This is a genomic window from Anaerococcus kampingae, from assembly GCF_046365475.1.
In the GTDB taxonomy this organism is placed as follows: Bacteria; Bacillota; Clostridia; order Tissierellales; family Peptoniphilaceae; genus Anaerococcus; species Anaerococcus kampingae.
This window is the reverse complement of sequence record NZ_JBGMEF010000011.1, coordinates 1-25,711: the sequence shown is the minus strand read 5'-3', so window position 1 is coordinate 25,711 and position 25,711 is coordinate 1. Positions and strand designations below refer to the sequence as shown.

The 25,711-nt window shown below is 35.8% G+C and carries 26 protein-coding genes; 12 read left to right on the top strand and 14 right to left on the bottom strand.

Going from position 1 to position 25,711, the window contains the following annotated elements; all coding sequences use genetic code 11:
* The first annotated feature begins 15 nt into the window (after nucleotides 1-15).
* The 4 genes from ACCQ42_RS02035 (at nucleotide 16) to ACCQ42_RS02020 (ending at nucleotide 2,112) form a co-directional block, all read left to right on the top strand.
* On the top strand, nucleotides 16-180 hold the full coding sequence (locus ACCQ42_RS02035; protein ID WP_410035199.1) for a hypothetical protein: 165 nt from the start codon (nucleotides 16-18) through the stop codon (nucleotides 178-180).
* A gap of 50 nt (nucleotides 181-230) precedes the next feature.
* Nucleotides 231-485, top strand: coding sequence for a class IIc cyclic bacteriocin (locus ACCQ42_RS02030; RefSeq protein WP_410035198.1), 255 nt, complete (start codon nucleotides 231-233; stop codon nucleotides 483-485).
* Between the two features lie 110 nt (nucleotides 486-595).
* Nucleotides 596-1,099 (top strand): stage II sporulation protein M, encoded by a 504-nt coding sequence (locus ACCQ42_RS02025; RefSeq protein WP_410035197.1) that lies wholly within the window; start codon nucleotides 596-598, stop codon nucleotides 1,097-1,099.
* A 134-nt stretch (nucleotides 1,100-1,233) separates the two neighbouring features.
* Nucleotides 1,234-2,112, top strand: coding sequence for a helix-turn-helix domain-containing protein (locus tag ACCQ42_RS02020; RefSeq protein WP_410035196.1), 879 nt, complete (start codon nucleotides 1,234-1,236; stop codon nucleotides 2,110-2,112).
* Here ACCQ42_RS02020 and ACCQ42_RS02015 read toward each other — a convergent pair.
* Complete coding sequence (locus tag ACCQ42_RS02015) at nucleotides 2,109-2,237, bottom strand: hypothetical protein (protein WP_410035195.1); 129 nt, start codon at nucleotides 2,235-2,237, stop codon at nucleotides 2,109-2,111. The two genes, ACCQ42_RS02020 and ACCQ42_RS02015, sit on opposite strands and share 4 nt — an antisense overlap.
* 527 nt (nucleotides 2,238-2,764) lie before the next feature.
* Between ACCQ42_RS02015 and ACCQ42_RS02010 the strand changes: the two genes are divergently transcribed.
* Nucleotides 2,765-3,658 carry an alpha/beta fold hydrolase gene (locus ACCQ42_RS02010; RefSeq protein ID WP_410035194.1) on the top strand — a complete coding sequence of 298 codons (894 nt, stop codon included), beginning with the start codon at nucleotides 2,765-2,767 and terminating at the stop codon, nucleotides 3,656-3,658.
* A gap of 1 nt (nucleotide 3,659) precedes the next feature.
* Entirely contained in the window at nucleotides 3,660-4,994 is a 1,335-nt protein-coding gene (locus ACCQ42_RS02005) for an acetyl-CoA hydrolase/transferase family protein (RefSeq protein ID WP_410035193.1), read from the top strand.
* Between the two features lie 126 nt (nucleotides 4,995-5,120).
* Here the strand turns inward: ACCQ42_RS02005 and ACCQ42_RS02000 are convergent, their stop codons facing one another.
* The gene (locus ACCQ42_RS02000; RefSeq protein ID WP_265213397.1) at nucleotides 5,121-6,392 is read right to left on the bottom strand and encodes a glucose-6-phosphate isomerase; all 1,272 of its coding nucleotides are present in this window, start codon (nucleotides 6,390-6,392) and stop codon (nucleotides 5,121-5,123) included.
* Between the two features lie 358 nt (nucleotides 6,393-6,750).
* Between ACCQ42_RS02000 and rbr the strand changes: the two genes are divergently transcribed.
* Together rbr and nagB are read left to right on the top strand one after the other, a co-directional pair.
* The gene (rbr, locus tag ACCQ42_RS01995; protein WP_106461328.1) at nucleotides 6,751-7,344 is read left to right on the top strand and encodes a rubrerythrin; all 594 of its coding nucleotides are present in this window, start codon (nucleotides 6,751-6,753) and stop codon (nucleotides 7,342-7,344) included.
* A 992-nt stretch (nucleotides 7,345-8,336) separates the two neighbouring features.
* Nucleotides 8,337-9,059, top strand: coding sequence for a glucosamine-6-phosphate deaminase (gene nagB / locus ACCQ42_RS01990; protein ID WP_106461329.1), 723 nt, complete (start codon nucleotides 8,337-8,339; stop codon nucleotides 9,057-9,059).
* A 102-nt stretch (nucleotides 9,060-9,161) separates the two neighbouring features.
* Here nagB and ACCQ42_RS01985 read toward each other — a convergent pair whose 3' ends face one another.
* The 7 genes from ACCQ42_RS01985 to ACCQ42_RS01955 form a co-directional block, all read right to left on the bottom strand.
* A complete protein-coding gene (locus ACCQ42_RS01985; RefSeq protein ID WP_410035192.1) occupies nucleotides 9,162-10,088 on the bottom strand; it encodes a helix-turn-helix domain-containing protein in 927 nt (308 codons plus the stop codon).
* Nucleotides 10,075-11,478 (bottom strand): ATP-binding cassette domain-containing protein, encoded by a 1,404-nt coding sequence (locus ACCQ42_RS01980; protein ID WP_410035191.1) that lies wholly within the window; start codon nucleotides 11,476-11,478, stop codon nucleotides 10,075-10,077. The genes ACCQ42_RS01985 and ACCQ42_RS01980 overlap by 14 nt, the downstream gene beginning before the upstream one ends.
* Nucleotides 11,472-12,167 (bottom strand): energy-coupling factor transporter transmembrane component T, encoded by a 696-nt coding sequence (locus ACCQ42_RS01975; RefSeq protein WP_410035190.1) that lies wholly within the window; start codon nucleotides 12,165-12,167, stop codon nucleotides 11,472-11,474. The genes ACCQ42_RS01980 and ACCQ42_RS01975 overlap by 7 nt, the downstream gene beginning before the upstream one ends.
* Nucleotides 12,167-12,748 (bottom strand): MptD family putative ECF transporter S component, encoded by a 582-nt coding sequence (locus tag ACCQ42_RS01970; protein ID WP_410035189.1) that lies wholly within the window; start codon nucleotides 12,746-12,748, stop codon nucleotides 12,167-12,169. The genes ACCQ42_RS01975 and ACCQ42_RS01970 overlap by 1 nt, the downstream gene beginning before the upstream one ends.
* A 9-nt stretch (nucleotides 12,749-12,757) precedes the next feature.
* Entirely contained in the window at nucleotides 12,758-14,479 is a 1,722-nt protein-coding gene (locus ACCQ42_RS01965; RefSeq protein WP_410035188.1) for an ABC transporter ATP-binding protein, read from the bottom strand.
* Nucleotides 14,479-16,224 (bottom strand): ABC transporter ATP-binding protein, encoded by a 1,746-nt coding sequence (locus ACCQ42_RS01960; RefSeq protein ID WP_265213409.1) that lies wholly within the window; start codon nucleotides 16,222-16,224, stop codon nucleotides 14,479-14,481. Before ACCQ42_RS01960 ends, ACCQ42_RS01965 begins: the two co-directional genes overlap by 1 nt.
* A gap of 482 nt (nucleotides 16,225-16,706) precedes the next feature.
* Nucleotides 16,707-17,714, bottom strand: a complete 1,008-nt coding sequence (locus ACCQ42_RS01955) for a potassium channel family protein (RefSeq protein ID WP_410035187.1) — start codon at nucleotides 17,712-17,714, stop codon at nucleotides 16,707-16,709.
* 95 nt (nucleotides 17,715-17,809) lie between these two features.
* Here ACCQ42_RS01955 and ACCQ42_RS01950 point away from each other — a divergent pair, with 95 nt between their 5' ends.
* Together ACCQ42_RS01950 and ACCQ42_RS01945 are read left to right on the top strand one after the other, a co-directional pair.
* Nucleotides 17,810-18,127, top strand: a complete 318-nt coding sequence (locus ACCQ42_RS01950) for a hypothetical protein (RefSeq protein ID WP_106461337.1) — start codon at nucleotides 17,810-17,812, stop codon at nucleotides 18,125-18,127.
* A gap of 30 nt (nucleotides 18,128-18,157) precedes the next feature.
* Entirely contained in the window at nucleotides 18,158-18,349 is a 192-nt protein-coding gene (locus tag ACCQ42_RS01945) for a 2-keto-3-deoxygluconate permease (RefSeq protein WP_410035186.1), read from the top strand.
* A gap of 36 nt (nucleotides 18,350-18,385) precedes the next feature.
* Here ACCQ42_RS01945 and ACCQ42_RS01940 read toward each other — a convergent pair whose 3' ends face one another.
* On the bottom strand, nucleotides 18,386-19,927 hold the full coding sequence (locus ACCQ42_RS01940; protein WP_410035185.1) for an AbgT family transporter: 1,542 nt from the start codon (nucleotides 19,925-19,927) through the stop codon (nucleotides 18,386-18,388).
* 260 nt (nucleotides 19,928-20,187) lie between these two features.
* Between ACCQ42_RS01940 and ACCQ42_RS01935 the strand changes: the two genes are divergently transcribed.
* Together ACCQ42_RS01935 and ACCQ42_RS01930 are read left to right on the top strand one after the other, a co-directional pair.
* Nucleotides 20,188-20,628 carry a LytTR family DNA-binding domain-containing protein gene (locus ACCQ42_RS01935; RefSeq protein WP_265213416.1) on the top strand — a complete coding sequence of 147 codons (441 nt, stop codon included), beginning with the start codon at nucleotides 20,188-20,190 and terminating at the stop codon, nucleotides 20,626-20,628.
* An 8-nt stretch (nucleotides 20,629-20,636) separates the two neighbouring features.
* On the top strand, nucleotides 20,637-21,062 hold the full coding sequence (locus ACCQ42_RS01930) for a DUF3021 domain-containing protein (RefSeq protein WP_410035184.1): 426 nt from the start codon (nucleotides 20,637-20,639) through the stop codon (nucleotides 21,060-21,062).
* Between the two features lie 388 nt (nucleotides 21,063-21,450).
* On the opposite strand, the gene ACCQ42_RS01925 is transcribed toward ACCQ42_RS01930, so the two are convergent.
* The 4 genes from ACCQ42_RS01925 to ACCQ42_RS01910 form a co-directional block, all read right to left on the bottom strand.
* A complete protein-coding gene (locus ACCQ42_RS01925; protein ID WP_265213420.1) occupies nucleotides 21,451-21,576 on the bottom strand; it encodes a hypothetical protein in 126 nt (41 codons plus the stop codon).
* Between the two features lie 130 nt (nucleotides 21,577-21,706).
* Nucleotides 21,707-23,449: an NADH-dependent [FeFe] hydrogenase, group A6 gene (locus tag ACCQ42_RS01920; RefSeq protein ID WP_410035183.1), complete on the bottom strand. Its 1,743-nt coding sequence runs from the start codon at nucleotides 23,447-23,449 to the stop codon at nucleotides 21,707-21,709.
* An 8-nt stretch (nucleotides 23,450-23,457) separates the two neighbouring features.
* Nucleotides 23,458-25,035 (bottom strand): NADH-ubiquinone oxidoreductase-F iron-sulfur binding region domain-containing protein, encoded by a 1,578-nt coding sequence (locus ACCQ42_RS01915; protein WP_410035182.1) that lies wholly within the window; start codon nucleotides 25,033-25,035, stop codon nucleotides 23,458-23,460.
* Nucleotides 25,025-25,525, bottom strand: coding sequence for an NADH-quinone oxidoreductase subunit NuoE family protein (locus tag ACCQ42_RS01910; protein ID WP_410035181.1), 501 nt, complete (start codon nucleotides 25,523-25,525; stop codon nucleotides 25,025-25,027). Before ACCQ42_RS01910 ends, ACCQ42_RS01915 begins: the two co-directional genes overlap by 11 nt.
* Nucleotides 25,526-25,711: the final 186 nt, after the last annotated feature.

Below are 25,711 nucleotides of genomic sequence, written 5' to 3'. Positions count from 1 at the left end.
AAGAAAGGAAAAATGATGAATATTAAATTAATATTAAGAATACTAAGTGTGATACTTTCAGTAATTGCTCTCATATTATTGGGATATTTATGGAAAAAAGGCTATAAGGAGTATTCGTTTATACCTCTTTTAATCGTTGCCGTAGCTCTATTGTTATCTCGATTTAGTCAAAATAAATAAAAGATATTTAGCTCATCTATTATAGTACATTTTAAAATGGAGGTTATACTATGACAAATAAAATGACTATCAAAAAAACATTAAAAACCGTGTTTTTTCTTGCACTAGCACTTATTCTAATGCCTAATATTTACTTTATAGCAAATAAGTTGGGTATTACACTTGCACCAGGGTGGTATCAGAATATGGTAGATTGGGTCTCATCAGGAGGAACAATTGCAGGAGCATTTGCGGCTATTGCGGGTGTAACAGTTCCAGCATGGCTTTCAGTAGCAGTAGCAGGATTTGGTTTAGCATCAGCATAATTTATTTAGAAAACAAGTTGTAATAAATTAACTATATTGTAGATGAGTTTGAATATAATGTATTGTAGGGGATTTAATAAATCCTCTACGATATTTTTTAAGGTGAAATTATGAAAAGTTCTAATAGAAGAAGTAAAATCATATTAAAATATTTTGTAAGATATTTAATGTTATTTATATTGTTGATTATAGTTAGTGCTATACTAAACATGAATACACAAAAGCAAACCATTAATCTAGATGTAGATTTAAATAATATAAAATCTTTTGGAATAATTATTTGTAAAAACTCATTGGTTTTTATGTATATATTTTCATCATTATTTATAGGTCGTTTAAATATATATGTTATGCTGATATCAAACGCAATTAGGATAGGTTTATTAATTTCGAGCTTCAAATATCCTATATATATGCTGATGATTCTACCACATGGGATTTTTGAATTTTTTGTTTTTATTTTATTATCTGCATATATAAGTGCTCATATATATTTAAAAGAAGAGGATAAGATTTTTATATTTAAAAAATCTGCCATGTTATATATTTTACTAATTATATGTGCAATTATAGAAGCTTGGGTAACTCCATATTTGGTTTTTAAATTTTGCTGATTTTATACTATTGCATAGAAAATATACATAAGAAATGAATTTATTTGATATTAGAAAAAATATTGATCATATATAAATTAAAGAATGGTCAAGTTAATATAAACTCAGATTAAACTTTATCGAAGGAGGTTAAATTGAAAGGGCTAGATCTATTTGGTGAAGATTTAAAAAAAATCAGAAAAAGAAGAAAATTATCGCAAGAAGATGTGGAGTTTTTAACAGGAATCAGTGTTAGAAATCTTTCTAGAATGGAAAATGCCAGAGTTAGTTCCATTTCTATAAGCACACTTTTTAGACTATCGTCCGTATATGAAAGAGATTTAATAGACCTATATAAAAAATATATACATCAAGCCTATAGAATTTATGATGAGATTAAAAATTCTCTAACAATTTCGATATTCTTTAAGGATAGAGACTATAAGCATGATTTACTAAATAAGCTAAGCGTATTAGAAGAAGAAAAGGAGTTTATCAATAGGTTCAATGAGATAAATTTGATTAGGATATTCTTAGAATATTTATTGGATGAAGATGCTTATAAATTAAAAGATAATTATCAAGAGTTAACAAGGTTAAGGGTAACAAATAATAATATATTAAAGTATAAATACACCTCGATAGAAGAGAGAATTCTACTTAGTTTATGTGAGTCTTTTAGTCATTATAATGGATATTTTAAAGAAGATATTATTGATTATATTACGAATACTTCGAGCAACAATTATATTAAATTTTTAGCTACTAATTCAAAAATTATTAATTTATATAAAAAGGGTCATTATGAAGAATCTATTTGTTTAATTGACAGAGCTATTAGACAAACTGAGAATTTTCTTGATACAGAAAGATTGCTTTATCTGTATTATAATAAGGCTATATGTGACTATTCGAGAGGAGATGAAAATTTCAAATCCCCTCTTAGAATAGCTTGTAAATTTGCTTATAACTTAAAATTAGACAAGCTTCACCAAATAATTGAAAGAAATAGTAAAAAAATGCTTAACTCTTAGTATAATTCTACATATACTTTAGGAGAGATTATAAGATCTTCGTTATCATCATCAGATGCAAAAACCCTTGAGCTCATTACTAAAGACAAAATCATCGCTGATATTAAAGCTATTTTTTTATTCATAAAATCACCCCTTCTTTGTATTTGTTTAAATTATACAACAGTTTTTTATTATATAACAGGACAGACTTGGCCTATCATATGAAATTATTTATGAATAGTAACGACGAAGCTACAAAAATAAGTGATTAATCGATATCTTAGATAAGTCGATATTCGAGGATAATATTCACTTAATGGGCCTTTAGAATATTCATAAATCTCTATATGCCATAATGCTACAAGAACTGACAAGTCCCTTTATATCTTTGACGAGCCGACAAACTTTTTGGATAAGGAAGTTAAGGGAAGGGTCTTGGATTTAATTAGAGGACTTACTAGCAAGGGCAAGCTAGTAATAGTAATAAGCCATGATCAAGTATTTATGGATACAAGTGATGTGAATTTGATTAGGATTAATAAGTAGAGATCTCGTTTTAAAAGCTAGGTCTTTTTTAATTGGGAAGGGCCAGTTTGGTGGATTTCTTATTGGAAATTAGGCTTTTGGGGTATTTATATAAAAAGAATATTGTGCGCCAAAGGAGAAGATTATGTACGAACTTAAGAAAGTAAGAATTCCATCAGGGGAAACTATTGCTTATAGAGAGGCTGGTAGGGGTGATAAAAATATTTTATTAATCCATGGCAACCAGTGCTCTTCTACTATCTATGATAATTTTATGAAAAGATATGAGGCAAGGGCGAAGCTTTATGCCATAGATCTTGCTGGTTTTGGGGAGTCTTCTTATAATAATCAGCACATAAAGATCGAAGATTGGGCAAGGGATGTGGATGAATTTATGGAGGCCCTTGGCCTAGATAAGGCCATTATCGTGGGCCATTCTGCTGGCGGCGGTGTGGGCCTTAAGCTTGCTACAGATTTTGGAGAAAGGGTAGACCATCTTATCCTCATCGCATCTGTGGGGGTAAAGGGCTTTTATCTTCCAAAATTAGATTCATTTTTCAAACCGATTCCAGGCCAATTTGCCTACACTTATGAAGAAATTGCTGGCCACCCTTCAATTTTATTTGTCGAAAAGCTTATTAGGGACGGGTCAAGGCTTTCTGCCAAAAATATGTGGATGCAAAGCCTTTACAACCTTAGGTCTCCAGAAAAATCTCACTTTGAGACCTATATCGATGAATTTTTCAAGGAAAGGTGCTTTACAGACATAAGCGTAGCCCTTTGTCAGTTTAATATTACAGATGAACTAACCTACCAAAAGGGAGATGGATCTATTTCAAAGATTAAGGCTCCTGTAACTTGGATAGCTGGTAAAAAAGATATGGTAGTCCCATTTCTTATCGCAGAAGATTCCATCAAATATTTCCCTGGCAAGGCAGAGCTTATCGCTCTTGACCAAGCAGGCCACATGGTTTTTAATGACGCTCCAGAAGAATTTTATGGCCATGTGGATAGGATATTAAAAGAAAGTGGGATATAAAATGACAAAGTATAAAGATATTTATGATAAAAAAGTGATGACTGCAAGTAAGGCTTTGGATTTGATAAGAGATGGGGACTATATTTTCTCAGCCCAGGCTACAGCTGAGCCAATTGAAATCATGTCTAATCTCGGGCACTTAAAAGAGACTGGAGTAAGGGGTTGTGTCCTTGTGACTTGCCTACCCCTTAGGGATTATGATTATTTTCACGACCAAGATATGAAGGGAATTTTGGACCACCACGCCTGGTTTATGTCTCCTGGTCTTAGGAAGGCCTATGAGGAAAAGTTGGTAAGCCCTGTCCCACAAAGGTCTACGACTATTTTAAAAAAGACCCTAAAGAGGATTGAAAAGGAAAATAGGAGGCCGGTTGTAATTTGTACTGTATCACCAATGGATAGGCACGGGTATTTTTCCTTGTCCGTGTCAAATGTTTATGAAATGGACCTTATAGAAGCCGGGGCCCTTACCCTTCTTGAGGTAAATCCAAATTTCCCCAGGACCTTTGGTGACAATCAGGTCCATGTGTCAAGGGTGGATGCCATAGTTGAGGCAAATCATCCGATACCAACTGTAAAGCTTGCCCCTTATGGAGAAATAGATGCCAAGATCGGAGCCTATATAGCAGATTATATAGAAGATGGGTCTACAATCCAGCTTGGTATAGGCAATATTCCAAATGCTGTGGCCCATGAATTAAAAAGCAAAAAGCACCTGGGCATCCACACAGAGATGTTCACAGAAACTATGATAGATTTGATAGAATGCGGGGCGGTTGATAATTCGCAAAAGGGCCTTTTAAATGGATATTCTGTAGCATCCTTCACCCTAGGTAGCAAAAGGCTCTACGATTATATAGATAATAACCCAAGTGTCCTCTTTAAATCATCTACTTTCACTAATGACCCCTACACAATCGGCCTAAATAAGAAGTTTGTATCCATAAATGCGGCCCTAGAAATAGACCTCTACGGTCAGGCGGCCTCAGAAACTGTTAATGGCCTGCCTTTTTTTGGCACTGGGGGCCAGTCAGAAACAGTAAATGGGGCCCAAAGGTCAGAAGGGGGCAAGTCTTTCCTAGCTATGCACTCAACCTACACAAAAAAAGATGGTAATGGAAATGAAAAGACCTATTCAAAAATAGTTCCTTATCTTTCAAAAAATCAAGCAGTAACAACATCCAGAAATGATGTAAATTACGTAGTTACAGAATATGGAGTGGCTGATCTTACAGGCCTTACCTTAGGAGAAAGGGCCAGGGCCCTAATAAAAATAGCTCATCCTGACTTTAGGGAGGACCTTATTAAAAAAGCAGAAGACCTTATGATTTGGTAAAAAGTAAAAGACCTCGGTTGAGGTCTTTTCATGTATAAGGTTCTTCATCAATTTCTGCTGCGGTGCTCTGCATCTTGAGAAATTGTGAAGACCGCAAAAATTTTGCTTACAAAATTTTTGCTACCATTAATATCCAGGTTTACCTAGTAGTTTAAACATTGCTTTCTTATATGCTTCTACTCCTGGTTGGTCGAATGGGTTTACTCCTAGCATGTAGCCTGATACTCCTACTGCTATTTCGAAGAAGTAGAAGAGTTCTGCTAGAGTTCTTTCGTTTACCTTGTCTAGTTTAATCCTAATATTTGGTACATTTCCTTCTACATGGGCCATTGCTGTACCTTCCATGGCTTGTTTGTTGACGAAGGACATTTTTTTGCCTGCTAGGTAGTTTAGGCCATCTAGGTTGTCGGCATCTGTTTTGATTTTTATGTCTTTGTCTACATTTTCGACTTCTATTACTGTTTCAAATAGGTTTCTCTTTCCGTCTTGGATCATTTGGCCTACAGAGTGGAGGTCTGTTGTGTTATTTACACTTGCTGGGAAGATTCCCTTGCCATCTTTTCCTTCGCTTTCGCCATAAAGTTGTTTCCACCATTCAGCTACATATTTTAGCTTTGGTTCGTAATTTACAAGGACTTCGATGTCTTTGCCAGATTCATGGAGCATATTTCTTACTGCTGCATATTTTATAGCATCATTTTCCATGGATTTAAGAGTGTATTTTTCTCTACCATCAGCAAAACCTGCCATAAATTCGTCTATATCAATTCCTGCTACAGCTAGTGGGAGTAGGCCTACAGCAGATATTACAGAAAATCTTCCACCTATATCATCTGGCACTACAAAGGTTTCGTAGCCTTCTTTTGTAGCTAGGTCTTTTAAGGCACCCTTGGCCCTGTCTGTTGTGGCAAAAATTCTTTCTCTTGCACCATCCTTGCCATATTTTTCCTCAATAGCTTCTTTTAGGAATCTAAAAGCTATGGCTGGCTCTGTGGTTGTACCTGATTTTGATATTACATTAAGGCTGTAGTCCTTATCCTTGAGGTAGTCAAGAAGTTCTACCATGTATTGGCCAGAAATTTGGTTGCCTGCATAGATTATTTGAGTTTTTCTATTTGAGTTAAAATAAGAATCGCAAGCCACATCCACAGCCTTGATACCTAGGTAGGATCCACCTATACCAATGGATACAAGAACATCTGAATTTGCTCTAATTTTTTCGGCTGCCTTTTTGATTCTTTCAAATTCTTCCTTGTCATAGTTAACTGGTCTATCAATCCAGCCTAGAAAGTCGTTGCCCTTGCCTGACTTATTAATAAGAGTATCGAAAGCATCAAGAGCTCTTTCTTCATAGTCTTTTAAATTTTCTAAGTTAACATTTTTTAAATCTAATTTCATGTTTCCTCCTATCCTTCTTTATATGATTATACCCTTAAAGGAAATTTCTTATAACAAATTATATTTCCTATAAAACACTTTAATCACTAGTTTGCATAATGTTTCAAAATGAAAATCATTATCAGTATCATAAGAGTAGGATTCATTATAAAAACAATTCTTCTACTTACATCTAAACAATCTATGGAAATATGTATTTTAAAAGAATTTTGGAATTAATGCCTGCAAGTGATAATGATTATACATATCATACTTAGAAAGAATAAAACTTTAGAATCATTCTTGACATTTGTATAATTAATGATATAGTATGAATAACAGGTGATATGAAGTCACAAAAAATATAAAGGAGATTATTATGGCAGAATTAAAAGGAACAAAAACAGCACAAAACTTAATTACATCATTCGTTGGTGAATCACAAGCTAACATGAGATATACATATGCTGCAAAAACTGCAGAAAAAGAAGGCTATAGACAAATCGCAGCTATCTTTAGAGAAACAGCAATGAACGAAAGAGAACACGCTGCAAGATTCTATAAATTCCTAAAAGAAGAATACAAACTAGAAACAATCGAATTAACAGAAGGCTATACAGCTTGGCCAGTAATTTGGCATGACACATTAACAAACCTACAAGGTGCTATCGATGGTGAAAACGAAGAATGCGAAGATATGTATCCAGCATTTGCTGACGTAGCAGAAGAAGAAGGATTTGACGAAATCGCTAGAGCATTCAGAAACATAGCAAAAGCTGAAGGAGCTCACAGAGATAGATACCAAAAACTACACGACAATGTAGAAAATGGCACAGTATTTGAAAAAGAAGAATCAGTAATCTGGAAATGTGGAAACTGTGGCTTCCTATACGAAGGCAAAAAAGCTCCAAAAATATGCCCAGCATGCCACCACCCACAAGAATGGTTCGAAGTAGCAGCATTTAACTATTAATGGTAGCAAAAATTTTATAAGCAAAATTTTTGCGGTCTTCACAATTTCTCAAGGTGCAAAGCACCGCAGTAGAAATTGATGAAGAACCTTATGTAATTTTTTATGAAAGTCGCGACGAATAGGAGCGACTGTAATAAAAATATTACGTTCTTTAACCCCGGCTATGGCCGGGGGTTTTTATTGCGAAATTTTTATGGTTTTCACAATATAACCGAGTGCGTAGCACGAAGGTTAGATTGATGAAAAAATTTATGTAATTTTTTATTTATGATGCGACGAATAGGAGCATTATAAATAAAAAGATTACGTTCCTCACAAAATTTAACTTGTTAAATTTTGCAATATTAGCAATACTAATAAAAACACCAAACCCGGCCTCGGTCGGGTTTTTAATTTCGAAATTTTTATGGTTTTCACAATTTTCCAAGCTGCGTCAGCAACACAGTGGCAATTGATGAAAAAATTTATGTAATTTTAAGCAAGCCTGCCCGGCTCTTTGAGGACATGCGACGAATATAATGGTAGTAAAAAAATCGTAAGCGATTTTTTGCGATTCTCACAGTTTTTCAAGCAAGCACAGCTTGCGAAGTTAAAACTGATGAGAAACCTTATGTGACTTTTTATTTTAATTACGACGAATAGGAGTAATTTAAATAAAAATCACTGAGCATTATAAATAAAAAGATTACGTTCCTTATGAAGACCTATCACAATCCGATGAAATCGGATTGCATGAAGGTCTGATGCTTTAGCACAAAATTTAACTTGTTAAATTTTGCAATATTAGTAAGACTAAAATAAATATCAAACCCGGCCTCGGTCGGGTTTTTTATTTTGCCTATGATGGTAAAAATATTTAAAATGGGTATCTATATAACTATAAGGAAAGTAAGGCTTCCAGTTCGTTTTTCTTTGCACTTCGTGCTTGAAAAACTGTGAGAACCATAAAAATTTTATCTATAAAATTTTTATTACCATTAAAGGAGTTATATATGAAAGTTATAGTATGCAAAGATTATGATGATATGAGCAAGAAGGCTAGTGAGCTTGTTATTAGCAATATGATTGAAAAGCCTCAAATAAAGTTTGGTTTTGCGACAGGTTCTAGTCCTATCGGTCTTTATAAAAACTTGATAGCTGCCCAAAAAGAAGGGGAGATTTCTTTTAAATATGCTAAGAGTGTGAACTTAGATGAATATGTAGGAATTGATAAGGCTAATGAACAATCCTATTCTTATTTTATGGATGAGAATCTTTTTGATCATGTAAATATCAATAAAGAAAACACCCACCTACCATATGCTCCAGAAAATGATGAGAAATATGCTATCGAATACAGAAAAATCTTGGATGATTTTGGCCAAAGAGATATTCAAATCCTAGGTCTTGGACCAAATGGCCATATAGCCTTTAATGAGCCTGCTGATAAATTAAATAGACGCGCATCTATTATAAAATTAACAGACTCTACTATCGAAGCCAACTCAAGATTTTTTGAAAATGAGGATGAAGTTCCAAAATACGCCCTTTCAATGGGGGTTGAAGAAGTATTTGATGCCAAGACCCTAATAGTACTTGCTAGTGGCAAGAGCAAACATGAAGCTGTAAAAAGACTCTTAAATGATGATACAATTTCAACTGAGCTTCCATGCTCTCTTCTAAACCTTCATCCAAATGTTTATCTATTTGTAGATGAAGAAGCCTACAATGGTTAAAATTTCATAGGATTATAATAAAAAATCGCCTCTAAGAGCTTATGCTTATATTTTCATTTGCTAATAGGGGCGTTTTTATTTATGATTTTTAGATTATTTTTACTACTGGTTAGTTTTTCTGTAGGAACTTGGGCTTAGGCCTGTGAAATCCTTGAAAGCTCTGGTAAAGTTGGATGGATTTTTGAAATTAAGGTCATTGCTTATTTCAATAATGCTTAAGTTACTTTTTAGAAGTAGTTCTTGGGCCTTTATCAATCTTAGTCTTTGTATATATTTCATAGGTGTGTATTGAAAGGTTTTGCTAAATTTATCATTTAGACTTGATTTTGAAATTTTAAATTTCTTAGAGATTTCTTCTAGGCTTATATCATTATCAAGATTTTCTCTCATATATATTTCAATTTCATTAACGAGTTCAGTGTGATTCATATTAAAATAGTTCATCTTATTTGGATTTATTCCTATTTTTCCAATCCTATAAATTAGCTCTAGGGTTAGCAATTTTATTAGTAAAAAATCTTCACTTTTTAGGGCTAGAATTAAGTTGTCGGCAAGATTTATTAGGCTTTTTTCTCTCATTACATAGCCCATATTCTTTATATTTTTAAAGTTATAGAGGAATTTGCCAATGTAAGGGAAGAGCTTGGAGTTTTTATCTAGGACTTTATCTAAGATTATAATATTAAAGGCCCTAGTTCTGTGGCTAGTTGTGAAGGAAAATTTCGATTCTGGTATAGATCTGCCTATAAAGAGTTCATTAGTTGTTATTAAGACCTTTGAATCTTTTATATAGGTAAAGTAGTTTCCCTCATAGCAATAGCCTATCCTATAACCTAAGCTGCCTTTTGAGGCTGAATTTTTGGCTTCATATTTTTTGTCAAGGCTAATATATAAGACAAAGACGCCAGGTATAAGCTCATAAGAAGTCATCTTATTTTCGGCATTTTCTATGCCCATGTATTTTATAATCCTAGGATCACTTGTTGGGAAGGATTCAAAACCCCAAGATTTTAATCTAGTATCTTTCATTTATAAACTCCACTATATTTTCGTCAGTATTTTTTATAAATTCATAATCGTGGCTTATGATTATTATAGTTTTTCCAGCATTTTTCATTTGCTTTATTATTTCAATAAGCCTTTGCATATTTTCATAGCAAAGACCAGATGTTGGTTCGTCTAGGATGACTACTTCTTTGGGACTTGCCATAGCAAGACCTAGGGCAAGCCTTTGTTTTTCTCCGCCAGATAGCCTTTGGGGATGGCGGTCTTTTTTATCGGCTAAGTTTAAAGCTAATAGGATTTTTTCTATTAGACTCTTATCATCGCTTACAATTGCCATCTCCATTTCAACTGATTCTGTAAAAAGCTGATAGTTTACATCTTGCATGACAAGGGAAATATAGGCTCCATGATTTTTTATAAGCTTATTTTTATAATAGATTTTTCCATTTTGTTTTTTATTTAGACCGCATAGGTTTCTAATAAATGAGCTTTTGCCTATACCATTAGCCCCAATTATAAAATATATACCAGGCTCAAAAGAAATGGAAAAATCAAAAATTTGGGGAGAGTCTTTGTAGGCACAAGAAAAATCCTTGCATAATAGACCTTGCGTATTATCACAATTTTTGTCAAAGAGATTTTTTATTTGGTACTTATCAGACTTTAGGTCTTCTTTTCTTATTTCATCAAGAGTCCTTAATTTGTGGTCTTTTATGATTTTAGGAGTCAGTTGGTTTTTCGTGTATGTGATGGCCTTTTTATTTTCTATTACTATTAACTTGTCCAGAATGTTTTTAAGATAATAGAGCCTATGCTCAGCTATGATTATAATTTTGCCCATGCTTTTTAGGACCTCTAAGCATGAGGAAAGTTTTTTTATCGACTCTTTATCAAGGGATGCTGAAGGCTCATCAAAGATATAGACCTCATTATCCATAACAGCTACAGAAGTTATTGCAATTAGCTGTTTTTGACCACCTGAAAGGGTGAATAAATCTCTATTAAGTAGGCTATCGCTTGAGAGAAGCTTGCTATAGTAAGAAATCTTCTTATATATATTATCCCTAGGCTCGTTTCTATTTTCCAGAGCAAAGGCTATTTCATCAAGAGAATTAACAGCATAAAACTGGTTTTTAGGATTTTGAAAAACTGTTGCTATGAAATTTGATCTACTACTTATATCCTTATCCAAAAGTGACTTGCCATTTAATAGTAAGTCGCCAGCAAGCTTTGCCTTATCAATTTCTGGTATTATCCCATTTATACTTTTAATTAATGATGATTTGCCAGCACCTGATTTTCCGGTGATGACGTTTATTGTTCCTTTTTCAAATTTTATATTTATTTGATCTAGTATTTTATTTTCCTTGTCACTTTCCTTAAAGCTTAGGGAAAAATTTTTAAATTCTAGCATAATTTTATCCTTATAAATAAGCTAATTATAAATATTCCAAAGGCAAGAAATATATAGTCTATGCTTCTTAGCTGAGCACTTGAAATTGATGATCTCTCGCCATCTACTTTCATTCCCCTGGTCATGGCTGATATAGCGACATTGTCGGCAGTTTGGGATGTAATCATAAGCAGCGGAACAAACTTGTATTCGATAAATCTTGATGGGCTTTTGAAAAAATTTTTTAGGGTTAAATCGTGCATATACATGGCTTCTCCTATGATTTTGTAATCTTGCTTGATGGAGTAGAAAAACCTAAACATGACAGAAATAGGGATTATGATTGTATTTGGAAATTTTATCTTTTGAAGGGAGTAAACAAGGTCGCTCATCTTTGTGGTGGTCATAGTATAATAACCCATAATAACTCCTGGTAGTATCTTAATTACTATGCCGGCATAGAGATTTAAAATCATTGCCCAAAAGCTATTTGGGAATTTTTCCATTATATTTTGCCCAAGAAAGGCTAAGCCAGTATAAAAAATACCCTTGGAGACAAGGGATATTTTTCTATCATATAGGGCAAAAAGATAGGGGAGGAGCGCTAGGAAGATACCCAGATAGTAGTATCTCCTAGCTAGTGAGCCTTCCATAGTGCTTATACCTATTATTAAGGTCAAAAAGAACTTGGTCCTAAAATCAATTTTCATTAAGCCATACCTGCTTTTTTGAAATGTTTATTTAAAATCTTTATTCCTATAGTGCAACCCAGATAGCCACCAATCATTCCTAAGATTACAACAGGTAGGAAGGACCATGTAGGCATTACTGAGAGTAATTTTTCTGCATAAGCTTCTCCATATCCTTGGTCTATTAGGGATTTAGCATAAGAATCTCTAGCTAGATACATAGGAATTAGATTTGCGGCTGCAAAAATCATAAAGACTGTATAGGTAACTCTTGCGGTTTTGATTGACTTATAGGAGCCAGTTTTTAAGATAAATTCACAGATTATTGATAAGATAATTATGGCTGGTAGAACAATTGCACCATGGCCAGACATAGAAAATACAAGGCCAAAAATTATACCCATAATCAAAACCATGCCAAACTTATTTATCTTTGTAGAATAAAGCATAAAGACAGGACCTGAGACTAAGCCACAAGCAAAAGGGACAAGAGGCATTAAGACTGGCACAAAGCCAATCATACCTCCGCACCAAGTGGCCATTACAGTAAGTAGTGAAAAGACTCCTGCATTTACTAAATCACGTATTCCAAATTTATTCATTATTTCCTCCTAGTAGATAAATTCTTCTGATTTTTTGGAAGATTCTATCATTTTTTTATAAGTTTTGCTGTTTTTAAGAAGGTCATCGTGCTTGCCGAAGGCTTCTATTTTGCCATCATTCATAACAATTATCTGATCGACATTTTCTATTGATTTCATCCTGTGAGATATAATTATTACTGTCTTATTTTTTGTCAATTTGTTAAGGGATTCTTGGATATATTTTTCATTTTCTACATCAAGGCTTGCTGCTATTTCATCTAAAAGAATTATTTCTGCGTTTTTTAGAAAGGCTCTTGCTATTGATATTCTTTGCCTTTCTCCTCCAGATAGCTTGCTGCCATTTTCCCCTATTTCTGTTTGGTAACCATCCTTAAGCTTGTTTACAAATTCATCACAATTTGCAAGCTTAGCGGCTTTTAATACTTCTTCATCACTAGCATCAGCTTTTCCGATTCTAATATTATCCATGACAGAACCATTAAAGAGAATTACATCTTGAAAGACCATGGAAATATGCTTGAATAAATCAGCTGTATCTGTAGTTTTTATATCCTTATCACCAATAGAAATTATTCCTTTATCATAGTCGTAGAGTCTAGCTATCAGCTTTATTAGGGTAGATTTACCACAACCAGATGGGCCAACTAGGGCGCTTGTCTTAGCTTGAAGGGCCTTAAAGGAAATCTTATCTATTACCTTTTTATCATCAAGGTAGGAAAATTCCACATCTTTTCCTTCAATATCAAATGATTTTATATCAGCCCTATTTCCTTTTTTGATTTTTTCATTCCTAAGGGCCTTAATTTTCTCTATAGGGCTATCCATATACATTAATTCCCCGTAGGCTTGGTTAAAGGCTGCCACTCCGTCAATAAGTCTTGCTCCTGCAAACAAGTAGCCTGCAAAGTATAAAATATTAATTTCTCCTGCCATAAGCTGTCCAAGTCCGACAAATATTACAAGGGCTATGGATAAGTTTGCAATAATAGTAGCTGATACTATCGGTATAATTTGTCCTAGTTCAGTCTTTATATGCTTTTTTTCAAGGTCTTTTACAAAGGTTGTTGCCTGTTTTTCCTTTTCATCTGATAGCTTGTAGGATTTGATTTCTGTAGACAAATCAATTAATTCTTGAAAAATTTTTGAGGACTTTCTTTGCTCTTGGTAATAGGTCCCGGTCGCCTTTATTTGCATTTTCCTTGAAAATAAATTTAAAATAATTGAAAAGCCAATAGGAATAATAACAGCAAGGCCTAGTTTGAAATTGCCAAGTAAAAGTAATATGGAAATAAGAGCGAAATTGATCAAAAATCCATAAAAACTAGGTAGAGAATGACTAAGGCCATGCTCAATTGTATCTACATCCTTCATAATGGTTTGAGAAAGATCGGTTATATCTCTTCTTGAGTAGAAGGAAAGGGGCAATTCCTTGATGATTTCTATAAGCTCTATCCTTAGATTAGCTGATTCCTTGTAGGTTTCGTTGTAGGTTGTGATATAGTCCTTATTAATTATAAAAAGCATCACTAGGCCTATTATGAAAAATGCTAGAATTGAAATTGCTAGCTTCATATCACCAAGACCAAGCAAGCCCTGGAGGACATACATCAAAAGCATAATAGGTAGCATGTAGGAAAGGCTTTTGAGGGTTGAATATTTAATTGCAACTATAGCTCCTTCTGCGCCCTTATCTGTTAGAGCGAAGCGGTTTTTAAGATATTTTTTCATTAGTTTACCCTCCATTCGTTTGCAGTCTCATATAGGTCTACGAAGTTCTTGTATTTACCATTTTCTTTTAGCAAGTTATCATGACTAGCTCTTTCTACAATCTTGCCATCTTCTACAAGGAGAATTTCGGAAGCTCCTCTAATAGAAGAAAGCCTATGGGCAATCATGATTGTAGTCCTGTTTTTAATTAGAGATTTAAAAGCGATTTGAAGTTCGTATTCATTTTCTGGGTCGGCAGCAGCTGATGCCTCATCTAGGATAATAATTTTAGGGTTTTTTAGGAAAATCCTTGCAATAGATATTCTTTGTTTTTCACCACCAGATAAGTTTATCCCATCTGCACCAATAACTGCATCATACTTATCCTTAAATTTTTCTATAAAATCATCGCATCTTGCAAGCCTTAAAGCCTCATAAACTTCATCCTTACTAGCATCTTTTTTTGCTAGCCTTACATTATCAAAAATTGAAATGCCAGAAAAAAGTTGAGGATTTTGAAAAACTATGCCTATCTTATCCATTAAGGCATCTTTTTTATAAGAAGAAATATTTTTGCCTCCTATAAGAATTTCCCCGCAATCAACTGGATATAGGCCTGAAATAAGCTTAGCTATTGTAGACTTACCAGATCCAGAAGAACCAACCAGTGCATAGACATTATCTTGGTCAAATTTGACAGAAAAATCCTCGAGGATTTTATGAGAGCCGTCATAAGAAAAATCTACATTTTTAAATTCTATATCGTAGGATGAAAAGTTTTCTTCCTTGCCAAAAGAGATTTCTTTGATTTTCATTTCTTCAAATAAACTCTCAAGATTGTCAACTGCAGAATTTGCTTGGAATATGTACATGGATACATACATAATTTTCATAGTGTTAGCAAAATACATCCCCATAAAAAGGGTGAAAAATAAAATTTTAGCCGCCCATATATGAGGATCTGCTCCCTTGCTTACCATAAAAATTGCAAGAAAAACTGGACTTATGATGAAAATATTTAAAATCCATTGGAATAAGACGAAGGGAATCCTGCAAGACATAGAATATTTGTAGACCATATCCTTGTAAGTAAGGATTGATTGGTGAAGTTTCTTAAAACCTACAAGAGGGGCGTTAAAAATTTTGACAACTGGCATATTTCTAACATATTCCACAGCTCCTGCATTCATTTGATCAAGCTTATCCATATAAATCTTCATAAAAGATTGGTCACCCATCATATTTTTGATTAGAACTAAGGATATGCCTATAATGATTAGGAAAAATATTCCCAAATACATATCGATAATAAAAGTTAAAATAATCATAAAGATGGGAGTGAGTATTGCACAAGTCTGATCTGGTATAAGGTGGGCAACAATCATATGGGTCTGTTCGACATTGTTGTCAATGATTTTTCTGACCTGGCCAGAATCGTGGGTGTCAAAAAAGCTATTAGAAGCCTTTAACAAATGTCTTATTCCCTTTTCACGAAGGCGAGTTTCAAGCCTAAAACCAGCTAAATGACTCATCCATGTACCGGAAAAATAAAAAATTCCATAGCTGATAAATAGGATTAAGATTTTAGTAGGAAAATTTGCTAAGTTTTTTAAATCTTGTCCAATAAAAACGTTTTTTAGCAAAATCCAAATGAGGTAATAAGCGTAAAATTCTAAGACTATGCCAAAAGCTGATAATATCACAGCTAATAATCCGTGGAATTTTCGCTCAGGCATATATGAAAATAATTTTTTATATAAGGTCATATCAAGCTCCTTTCATACTGATAATCAATATCATTATATAAGAAATTAAAAGTTTTGTCTTATCATAAAAAATAAATATGTCATAAATTTCAAAGAATATAGGATTAGTTAAAGAAAATAAGACTAAGTGCAAGTATTCTTAATTTACACTTGTAAGAAGAATATAGTGAACCTAGTAATTTCTAAGTAAATTTTAGTTTTTAAGACTTAAAAAAAGAGAACAAATGTTCTCTCAGAGTGTAGACTTATTAATATATTTTTAAATACTTAAATTTGGAATCCTGAATTCATGTCATTCTTCCTCACTTCGTTCGTCTGAATGACATCAGAAAATGATTTTGTCGATGGCTCGAGAGAAGATATGTTCTCTTTGAATTGATTATTAAATTTTATTCAAGGCTCATCTTGTATTAAGCAATTGAAAATAAGCTCGTAGATACAAATTCTAATATGGGTTTTTAAAAATATAATAATTTTATTTTCTATTTTATCTCATCTCCCAAGTGCCTTAGTTTTTCTACTTGCTCTTCGTGGCCTAGGACTATTAGGACATCGCCAATCTTAAAGCTATAGTCTATAGGTGGATTAAAGAGCATTTTATTGTCTTCTTTCTTTTTTATAGCAAGGATGGTAAGGCCTGTTTTGTTTGGGATTTGGGCTTCAAGGAGATTTTTATTTTCTAGGTAGGATCCCTTGTGGACTATTACTTCTTCTAGGTCTAGCTCTAGATCGCCCACCTTGGTTACTACATCCAAAAAGGCCATTATATTTGGCTTGGTTATGAGAGAGGCCATCCTCTTTCCGCTTATTTCTATGGCTGAGATGGTCTTGTTTGCACCGACTTTCATTAGCTTCTTGCTGCCTGATTTTGTGATGGCATTTGAGATTATATAGATATCCTTATTCATGTGTCTAGCTGTAAGGACTGTTACAATATTATCTACCTCTGTATCAAGGGTTGAAATTAGGCCCTTGGCCCTAGCTATCCCTGCCTGGTCAAGGATGTCTTCTTCTGTAGATTGGCCCTCGATTACGAGGATATCGTGGTGACTGTAATCGTCTAGGTCCGCATGATCATTTGTTATTACAACGAAATCCTTATTTTTCTTTATAAAATTATCTATGATAACTTCTGCTAGCTCCCCTGAACCGCATATTATGTAGTGGTCCTTTAGGGCCTTGATTTTCTTTTCCATCTTATTTCCCTTCCATAAATCTCCGATTTTTCCTTCTACAAACATGGCTACAACTGTTGTGAAGGTGTAACCGACTATACCTACTCCCATAAAAATCATAAATATCGAAAATAGCTCAGAGGCATCATTTGTTGTGCCCAGCTCGCCAAAGCCTACTGTAGATATAGTTATAACTGTCATGTAAAGGGCATCTATCATGTCTACCTTGGATAGGGACATATAGCCTGTAACCCCTACAATTAACAAGCTTATGAAAGCTATTATTATAAGCTTGAATTTCCTTTTCTCATCCATAAGAACCTCTCCTTTATTTGATTATAGTATATTTTTAAACAAAAAGCTAGAGGAGGAAGTTTTTGGGTATTAATTAGTAAAAGAGAGGTGCATTTATGAAAAATTTTAAAAAGATGCTTCCATATTTATTAATCGATGCTGTGGCATTTTATATATCACCAAAGCTTATGATTGATACAGGCTCTGCCATGTTTCTTTTGCTCTTGGTAATACCGCTAATTTGTCTTTTTACAGCTCTAATTTATAGCTACAAAAATAATTTTTCTTGGGCATATCCGATTCTTGTCATGGTGCTTTTTGTCCCATCAGTCTTTATTGATTATAATGACAGCGCCTTTATTTATACCTTTATTTTTGGTGGGATAAGTTTAATAGGTTCATTTATTGGCAAGCTTTTTAATAAGTATAAATAACACATAAGGATGGTAAATTAGAGAGTTTTTATGAAAAGAAAGGGCATATCAGCTGTAGCTATGTCTACCCTAGCAGGAGTATCAGCTTCTGTGCCAATGCTTATGGCAGGGTCAAATCCAGAACTTGTCCCTTACGCAGGATTAGCTGCTGCCATAGTGAGCCTTTGCGTGGTCTTATCGGCTATAATTAGCCCAAGCCTTGCCAAAAAACTTCATAAATAAGCAAAAAAATAACCTCTAGCTAAGCTAGAGGTATTTTTATACAAATAAGCTTGCTCCTGGTCCTAGTGGAATTTTGAAAATCATCCACACTATTAATAGGATGGTCCAGAAGATTAAAAATGCTATGGAATAAGGAAGCATGGTTGATATTAGGGTACCAAGGCCTCTTTCCTTATCGTATTTTTGCATGAAGACTACAATCATGGCAAAGTAGCTCATTAGCGGGCTTATGATGTTGGTTGATGAGTCTGCAATCCTGTAGGCCATCTGGCTAAGCTCTGGTGATAGGCCCAGGCCATAAAACATTGGCACAAAGATTGGAGCCATGATTGCCCATTTGGCTGAGGCCGAACCTATGAAGAGGTTGATAAAGGCTGATAGGATTATAAATAAAATTATAAGTCCAATGCCTGATAGGCCGATTGATTCCAAAAATTCTGCACCCTTGACAGATAGGATGGTACCAAGATTAGTATAGGCGAAAAATGCCACAAATTGAGCTGCAAAGAAGGAAAGTACCAAGAAGCTTCCCATAGATTCCATGGACTTACTCATTGATGCCACTAGGTCTTTTGAGTTGTTGATTTTTCCTACAGTCTTACCAAAGATATAACCTGGTATTAAAAACATTAGGAAGATCGCAGCAATTAGCCCCTTTGATAGGAAGGCATCTAGGGTCATCTTGCCATGAGCGTCAGCTTCTCTTAAGATAGCCCCTTGTGGGATTGTCAAAAATCCAAGGACTAACAAGAAAACCCCAAGGCCTATAAGAGAATTTTTGAGTGCCTTTTTTTCAAGGTCTGTAAGAGGGGCATCTTCGTGGACATAGTCTCCTGTGTAGGTACCCAGGTTTGGTATTACGATTTTTTCTGTAACGACAGTTCCTACTATAGTTAGGATAAAGGTTGAAACAAGAAGGAAATACCAGTTGCCAGCCACATCCACGCTTGCAGAAATATTGGCCGCCCTTAGGGCCTCGTTGGTAATGCCTGAAAGAAGGGCATCGGTTGGGCCAAAGATGAGGTTGGCTGAAAAGCCTCCAGAAACACCTGCAAAGGCAGCAGCAAGACCTGCAATTGGGTGCTTGCCAGCTTGGGCAAAGATCATAGCCCCAAGAGGGATTACAACTACATATCCCGCATCAGATGCGATATTTGATACGATTCCTGCAAAAACAACAGCCCCTGTAAGGATGAGGGATGGGACATTTGATAGCATCCTTCTAAGACCTGCATCAAAAAATCCAGCATCTTCAGCCACACCTACCCCAAGCATAGCCACAAGGACAATTCCAAGGGGTGCAAAGGATGTGAAGTTTGGCACAAGTGATGAGAACATATAGCGGATGCCCTCAGGAGTTAAGAGGCTTACAGCTGCAATAGTTGCCTCGCTTTCTGCCTTGGCATCATAATAATTCACGGTAACTCCTGCAGATGCACAAATTTGTGCAATCACTGCAAGAATTGCAATCATGATTACAAAGATAATAGCCGGATGGGGAAGAGCGTTGCCCACCCTTTCTATCCTAGCTAAAATCCCGCCCGACTTCTTATCGGGAGATTTTTTTATTTTAGTCATATTATTTCCTTTCTATTATTATAAAAATTATTGAATAAATTCATACCCTTCTTTATACCAGTTATTAGCCTTTATGTCAATCTATTAGAATGTTTGGTAAATTTAGTCAATAAAAAACAAAGCTTAAGTTTAGGGTCATTTTGATAAAAAGGAAATATAAAGATAAATTTTTCAACCTCTTATCTTTCAATTTTAACCTTTTATCAGAAAATTAATGCATAGTTTTGAAATTGATATTATTATATAAGCAGGAGGTAGGGATGAAAGTTGACATAATTATTGACGAAACCATTGAAGAAACGAGGGTAAAAATATTTGCCAAGGAGTATTCTAAGGAAGTCGAAACCATAAAAGATTTACTTGCTGATAGATTAGTAGACAAGCTTGTGGCTTTTCGTGATAAGGAAGTTTTTATACTTTCACATGAAGAAATTATAAGAATCTTCGCCCAAGATAAAAGTGTTTTTATAAAAACAAAGAACGGAACTTTTTCATCAAGACTGGCTATTTATGAATTAGATCAGAGGCTTGATAAGAAAAAATTTATAAGAATATCCCGTTCAGATATTGTAAATCTCGACTTTGTCAAAAAGCTTGACTTATCTTTTACAGGAACAATCGCTGTTGAACTTAAAAACGGAGATGTTGCTTATGTTTCTAGGAGAAATTTAAAAGAATTTAAGAAGGCTCTCGGCCTTTAGGAGGACTTATGGAAAAATTTAAAAATTTATTAGGTGGATTCTTGGCTGGTGTAGGAATAGGTTCCTTAATTGAGGCAATTTTATCTATGATAATTAAAGAAAATTTAGTTGGTGTTCCAGACTTTGTAGCAAATCAAGCGCCAGGTTATGCAAAAATTATCCAATGCCTTGTTTACGGTGGCTTTGGTTTGATATCTGTCCTAATGTCGAATATTTTCGAAAACAAGAATAGGGCGGTTTATTTAAGACATGCCATCCATTTCTGTGCAATGCTTATCTATTTCATTTGTGCAGGACTTTACCTAAAGTGGTTTAATTATGATTTCTCTATTGTAATTTCCGCCATCTTCTTTGTTGGAATTTATTTATTAATCTCTTTCGCTTTTTATATTTCTGAAAAAAATATGATAGGAAAAATCAACAATAAATTATAAAAACACAAAAATGGTCCCAGATTCGGGATCATTTTTACTTTTAAATTTAATTGTCTTATAGTATTAGTTTAAATTCAGGTTTTAGCTCCTAGATTTATATGGGAAAAAATAGGACAGGCAAGCGCACAGCTATCAAACTTATCTTGCTTTCCTTAAGATTAATTGTTGGAGCGATTGAAATACAAATAGAAGAAGCCCCATAGTCGGGGCTTAGCAGTTTCCTAATTCTTATATCTTTATAAATTTAAATCTATTTCATAGGCCCTCTTGGCCTTTTTAAATAAAAATTCACTACATCTTACACTGGCTAGGCACTCTGCCCTATTTCTGATGGCTTCATATGGGCTATCTGCATCTAGGATGATGAAGTTGGCTGACTTTCCTATATCTAGGCAGTAAGTTTTTTGATGTTCATTGCCCTTGCCCCATTTATGGTTACAAGGTCAAGGTCCTTGTCGAAATCTTCTTCCTTCATGAGTTGGGCCATGTGGATGCCATTATCTAGGGTATTCATGAGCTTGCCATTGCCGGCTGGATACCATAAATTACTGCGTTTATAAATTTCTTTTTCAATTTTATCACTCTAATTAAAAGTGTTTACATATATTATATAACAAAAGAGCGAGCCTATGCTCGCCCCTTTTTTAGTATTTTGGCCTAGCCTTATAAGAAGTGTGTAAAAGCTTGTGGGCCTTTTCTGAGCCTGGCTTTTCTAAGAATTCTTGGTAGAGGATTTTTATGGATGGGTTTTCGTGAGACTTTCTTAGGGTCTTTTTCCTATCGATTCCATAAAGGCCCTCGGCTCGTTTTTTGATAATGCTTAGATCACCCTTGTGGAAAGGCTGGCCGCCCCCTGCTACGCATCCTCCAGGACAAGCCATAACTTCGATGGCATGGATATTTTCCTCGCCAGCTCTTATCTTTTCTAAAAGCCTTCTGGTATTGCCCAGACCGCTTACTACTGCTATGTTAAGCTCTTTTTCGCCGATTTTTACGCTAGCCTTCTTACTTCCCCTAAGACCTCTGAGGTCTTCAAATTCAACTTTTTCAAGAGATTCGCCTGTGATGGTGTCGGCAGCAGTTCTTAGGGCTGCTTCAATCACACCACCGCTTGCTCCAAAGATGGTTCCTGCTCCTGTTGATTCTCCCAAAGGATTATCAAAGTCGTCTTCGTCTAGATTTACAAGGTCAATCCCGCTTTCCTTGATCATGCCCGCAAGCTCTCTGGTACTTATGACTATATCAACATCAGAAAGGCCCTCGTTATAAAGCTCATCCCTCTTTGCCTCGTATTTTTTGGCTATACATGGCATAACTGAGACAACTGTCATGTTTTCAGGCCTTATTCCGATCTTCTTAGCATAATAGGATTTAGCAATGGCCCCAAACATTTCGTGCGGACTCTTGCAGGATGATGGGATGTCGATTAGGTCTGAAAATTGGCTTTCCATGAAATTTACCCAGCCTGGACAGCAAGAGGTAAGGATTGGGAGCTTGCCATGACCATTAAGCCTTTCGACAAGCTCGTTGGCTTCTTCCATGATGGTTAAGTCTGCTGCAAAATTTGTATCAAAAACCTTGTCAAAGCCTAGTTTTCTGAGAGCTGTGACCATTTTTCCTGTCATAGGTTTGCCGGGTTCTTCTCCAAATTCTTCTCCAAGAGCCACTCTAACAGCTGGAGCCACCTGGACAATGACCATCTTCTCATCATCCTTCTTATGTAAGATTTTCCAGAGGTCGGCCACATTTGACTTTTCTGTAAGGGCACCTGTTGGGCAGACTGCCAGGCACTGGCCGCAGAAGGTGCAGGTTGTCTCAAACATTGGTCTGTTAAAGGCAGAGCCCACATGGGTCTTAAAACCACGGCCGATTTCGGCAAGGGCACCTACAGTTTGGACCTCGTTGCACATGGTTTCGCAGCGCTTGCAAAGGATGCACTTGTTTGGGTCCCTGACTAGGGAATAGGAAGAGGCATCTATTGGAAGATTTTTCTTCTCGCCTGGATATTTTATTTCTCTTATATTTAAGTCGCTAGCAAGCTTTTGGAGCTGGCAGTTGAGGTTTTTGGCACATTTTAGGCAATCATTTGGATGGTCGGAAAGTAAAAGCTCGACAATTACCCTCCTAGCCCTGACAACTCTGCTTGAATCTGTAGAAATTTCCATCCCGTCCTTAACAAAGGTCGCACAGGAAGGTACTAGCTTATCTTTTTTCAAATCTTCCACCAAACATACCCTGCAGGAGGCGATTTTATTTACAAAATTTACCCCGGATAAATCCATGTGGCAAAGGGTAGGAATCTTTATATTTAGCCTTCTAGCGGCCTCTAAGATGGTAGTTTTTTCTCTGACTTCTATTTCTTTATTATTTATTAAAATCTTTGGCATATTTCCTCCTATCCTAGGCTAATGGCAGAAACTGGGCAAGAGGCCATACAAGTTCCACACTTGATGCAGACATCTTGGTTGATTAGGTGCTTAGTCTTTTTCTCTCCACTAATAGCTCCTACTGGACAAAGCCTAGCACACTTGCCACAACCTATACACTTATCTGTGATCTGGTAGTTTAAAAGGTCTTTGCACCTGCCAGCAGGGCAAGTTTTATGGCCTGTAACATGGGCAAGGTATTCATCGTAGAAATAATGTAGTGTAGATAAGACTGGATTTGGACTAGCTTGGCCAAGGCCGCAAAGGCTAGCATCAGAGATAATTTCTGATAATTCCTTAAGCTTATCTAGGGTTTCGATACTTCCCTTGCCAGATGTGACCAAATCAAGCATTTCAAGGAGTCTTTTGTTTCCAATCCTACAAGGGGTGCACTTGCCGCAAGATTCATCACAAGAAAATTCTAGGAAGAACCTTGCCACATCGACCATACAGTCGGTCTCATCCATTACAACCATGCCACCAGAGCCCATTATTGAGCCGATAGCCTTGAGGGATTCAAAGTCACAAGCTGTGTCAAAAAGTCTTTTAGGTATGCAGCCTCCAGATGGGCCGCCGGTTTGGACAGCCTTAGCCTCTCTATCACCTGTGATCCCACAGCCTATGTCATAGACAATGGTCCTAATAGGAGTGCCCATGGCTACTTCCACAAGACCAGAATTTTTGACCTTGCCTGAAAGGGCAAAGACCTTGGTGCCTGGAGATTTTTCTGTCCCGTAGGCCCTAAAATAATCTGCTCCCCTTAGGATAATTTGGGCCACATTGGCCAGGGTTTCGACGTTGTTGATTACAGTTGGCTTGCCCCGAAGGCCCCTGACAGTGGTCCTATATTCCTTATTTCTAGGCTGGCCACGCTTGCCTTCGATAGATTCCATAAGGGCGGTACCCTCGCCACAAACAAAGGCCCCAGCCCCTAATCTTAGCTCTATATCAAAGGAGAAATCAGTTCCCATTATATTTTCGCCCAAGAGATTTAAGTCCTTGGCAGCCTTGATGGCTATATCTAGAGCTTTGACAGCCTTAGGATATTCGGCCCTGACATAGATAAATCCCTTATTTGCCCCGACTGCGTAGCCTGCTATGGCCATAGCTTCAAGGATGGAGTGGGGGTCATATTCAAGGACAGACCTATCCATAAAGGCACCAGGATCGCCCTCATCGGCATTGCATATTATGTATTTGGTAGGGTTATCTTGCCTAAAGGCTGTATCCCACTTGCGTCCAGCTGGAAAACCAGCCCCACCACGACCCCTTAGGCCAGAATCTGTAATGACCTGGATAATTTCCTTCCTATCCATTTCAAAAAGTGCCTTAGCAAGGGCAAAATAGCCATCACGGCCTATGTATTCTTCAATGTCAGCAGGATTGATTATGCCGCAGTTTCTAAGGACAAGCCTTACTTGTTTTTCGTAAAAATCTCCCCTAAGCCTTATATCTTCGCCATTTATATCGAAAGAGTCATCGTCTTTTATCCTGGAAATGAGCTTGGCAAAGCCCTTTTCCTTTATATTTTTAAGGTCAACTTTCATAAACTTCCCCCAAGGTCTCCGCAATTATTTCATCTGCCATAGATGGGTCAGCCTGGCTAATAATCCTGTCATTGTCGATGCTAACAACAGGTGCCTTGCCGCATTCGCCAATACATCTGGCCTCCACAAGCGAAATCTTGCCATCAGGTGTAGTCTCGCCCACTCCTATGCCAAGTTTTTTAGAAAGCTCTGCCAAAATCTTATCAGAACCCTTGACATAGCAGGCAGTGCCAAGGCATACACAAATCTCATGGTCTCCCTTTGGGATGAGGGAAAATTGGGAATAGAAGGTTGCAACTCCGTAGATTTCTGAAGAGTGGACCCCCATATTAAGGGCCATCATGTCAACGATTTCTTCAGGTATGTAGGTAAAAAGCTCCTGGGCCTTTTGAAGGATTGGCATAATAGCTCCCTTCCTATCTTTGTTATCTTCTAAGAAGGTTAAAAACTCATCGAGCTTAGCCTGATCTTTTTTTAAACAAAATCCCATAGACAAACTCCTTTCATCATATTCTTAATTTCATTGTATCATATTAAAAGTCTTATGAAAACTATTTCATTATATATTATTTTAATCACTAGGATTGTTATTATAATAGAACCTTAGAATACATAGATAAATAAATAACGATTTCACAAAAGGAAAAGAAAGGGGCTGTTGCAAAAGTCCTAACAT

Excerpts from the sequence above, each read along its gene's own strand:
- ACCQ42_RS02035 (WP_410035199.1), top strand. The coding sequence starts at position 16 with ATGAATATTAAATTAATATTAAGAATACTAAGTGTGATACTTTCAGTA.
- ACCQ42_RS02030 (WP_410035198.1), top strand. The coding sequence starts at position 231 with ATGACAAATAAAATGACTATCAAAAAAACATTAAAAACCGTGTTTTTT.
- ACCQ42_RS02025 (WP_410035197.1), top strand. The coding sequence starts at position 596 with ATGAAAAGTTCTAATAGAAGAAGTAAAATCATATTAAAATATTTTGTA.
- ACCQ42_RS02015 (WP_410035195.1), bottom strand. The coding sequence starts at position 2,237 with ATGAATAAAAAAATAGCTTTAATATCAGCGATGATTTTGTCTTTAGTA.
- ACCQ42_RS02010 (WP_410035194.1), top strand. The coding sequence starts at position 2,765 with ATGTACGAACTTAAGAAAGTAAGAATTCCATCAGGGGAAACTATTGCT.
- ACCQ42_RS02005 (WP_410035193.1), top strand. The coding sequence starts at position 3,660 with ATGACAAAGTATAAAGATATTTATGATAAAAAAGTGATGACTGCAAGT.
- ACCQ42_RS02000 (WP_265213397.1), bottom strand. The coding sequence starts at position 6,392 with ATGAAATTAGATTTAAAAAATGTTAACTTAGAAAATTTAAAAGACTAT.
- rbr (WP_106461328.1), top strand. The coding sequence starts at position 6,751 with ATGGCAGAATTAAAAGGAACAAAAACAGCACAAAACTTAATTACATCA.
- nagB (WP_106461329.1), top strand. The coding sequence starts at position 8,337 with ATGAAAGTTATAGTATGCAAAGATTATGATGATATGAGCAAGAAGGCT.
- ACCQ42_RS01985 (WP_410035192.1), bottom strand. The coding sequence starts at position 10,088 with ATGAAAGATACTAGATTAAAATCTTGGGGTTTTGAATCCTTCCCAACA.
- ACCQ42_RS01980 (WP_410035191.1), bottom strand. The coding sequence starts at position 11,478 with ATGCTAGAATTTAAAAATTTTTCCCTAAGCTTTAAGGAAAGTGACAAG.
- ACCQ42_RS01975 (WP_410035190.1), bottom strand. The coding sequence starts at position 12,167 with ATGAAAATTGATTTTAGGACCAAGTTCTTTTTGACCTTAATAATAGGT.
- ACCQ42_RS01970 (WP_410035189.1), bottom strand. The coding sequence starts at position 12,748 with ATGAATAAATTTGGAATACGTGATTTAGTAAATGCAGGAGTCTTTTCA.
- ACCQ42_RS01965 (WP_410035188.1), bottom strand. The coding sequence starts at position 14,479 with ATGAAAAAATATCTTAAAAACCGCTTCGCTCTAACAGATAAGGGCGCA.
- ACCQ42_RS01960 (WP_265213409.1), bottom strand. The coding sequence starts at position 16,224 with ATGACCTTATATAAAAAATTATTTTCATATATGCCTGAGCGAAAATTC.
- ACCQ42_RS01955 (WP_410035187.1), bottom strand. The coding sequence starts at position 17,714 with ATGGATGAGAAAAGGAAATTCAAGCTTATAATAATAGCTTTCATAAGC.
- ACCQ42_RS01950 (WP_106461337.1), top strand. The coding sequence starts at position 17,810 with ATGAAAAATTTTAAAAAGATGCTTCCATATTTATTAATCGATGCTGTG.
- ACCQ42_RS01945 (WP_410035186.1), top strand. The coding sequence starts at position 18,158 with ATGAAAAGAAAGGGCATATCAGCTGTAGCTATGTCTACCCTAGCAGGA.
- ACCQ42_RS01940 (WP_410035185.1), bottom strand. The coding sequence starts at position 19,927 with ATGACTAAAATAAAAAAATCTCCCGATAAGAAGTCGGGCGGGATTTTA.
- ACCQ42_RS01935 (WP_265213416.1), top strand. The coding sequence starts at position 20,188 with ATGAAAGTTGACATAATTATTGACGAAACCATTGAAGAAACGAGGGTA.
- ACCQ42_RS01930 (WP_410035184.1), top strand. The coding sequence starts at position 20,637 with ATGGAAAAATTTAAAAATTTATTAGGTGGATTCTTGGCTGGTGTAGGA.
- ACCQ42_RS01925 (WP_265213420.1), bottom strand. The coding sequence starts at position 21,576 with ATGAATACCCTAGATAATGGCATCCACATGGCCCAACTCATGAAGGAA.
- ACCQ42_RS01920 (WP_410035183.1), bottom strand. The coding sequence starts at position 23,449 with ATGCCAAAGATTTTAATAAATAATAAAGAAATAGAAGTCAGAGAAAAA.
- ACCQ42_RS01915 (WP_410035182.1), bottom strand. The coding sequence starts at position 25,035 with ATGAAAGTTGACCTTAAAAATATAAAGGAAAAGGGCTTTGCCAAGCTC.
- ACCQ42_RS01910 (WP_410035181.1), bottom strand. The coding sequence starts at position 25,525 with ATGGGATTTTGTTTAAAAAAAGATCAGGCTAAGCTCGATGAGTTTTTA.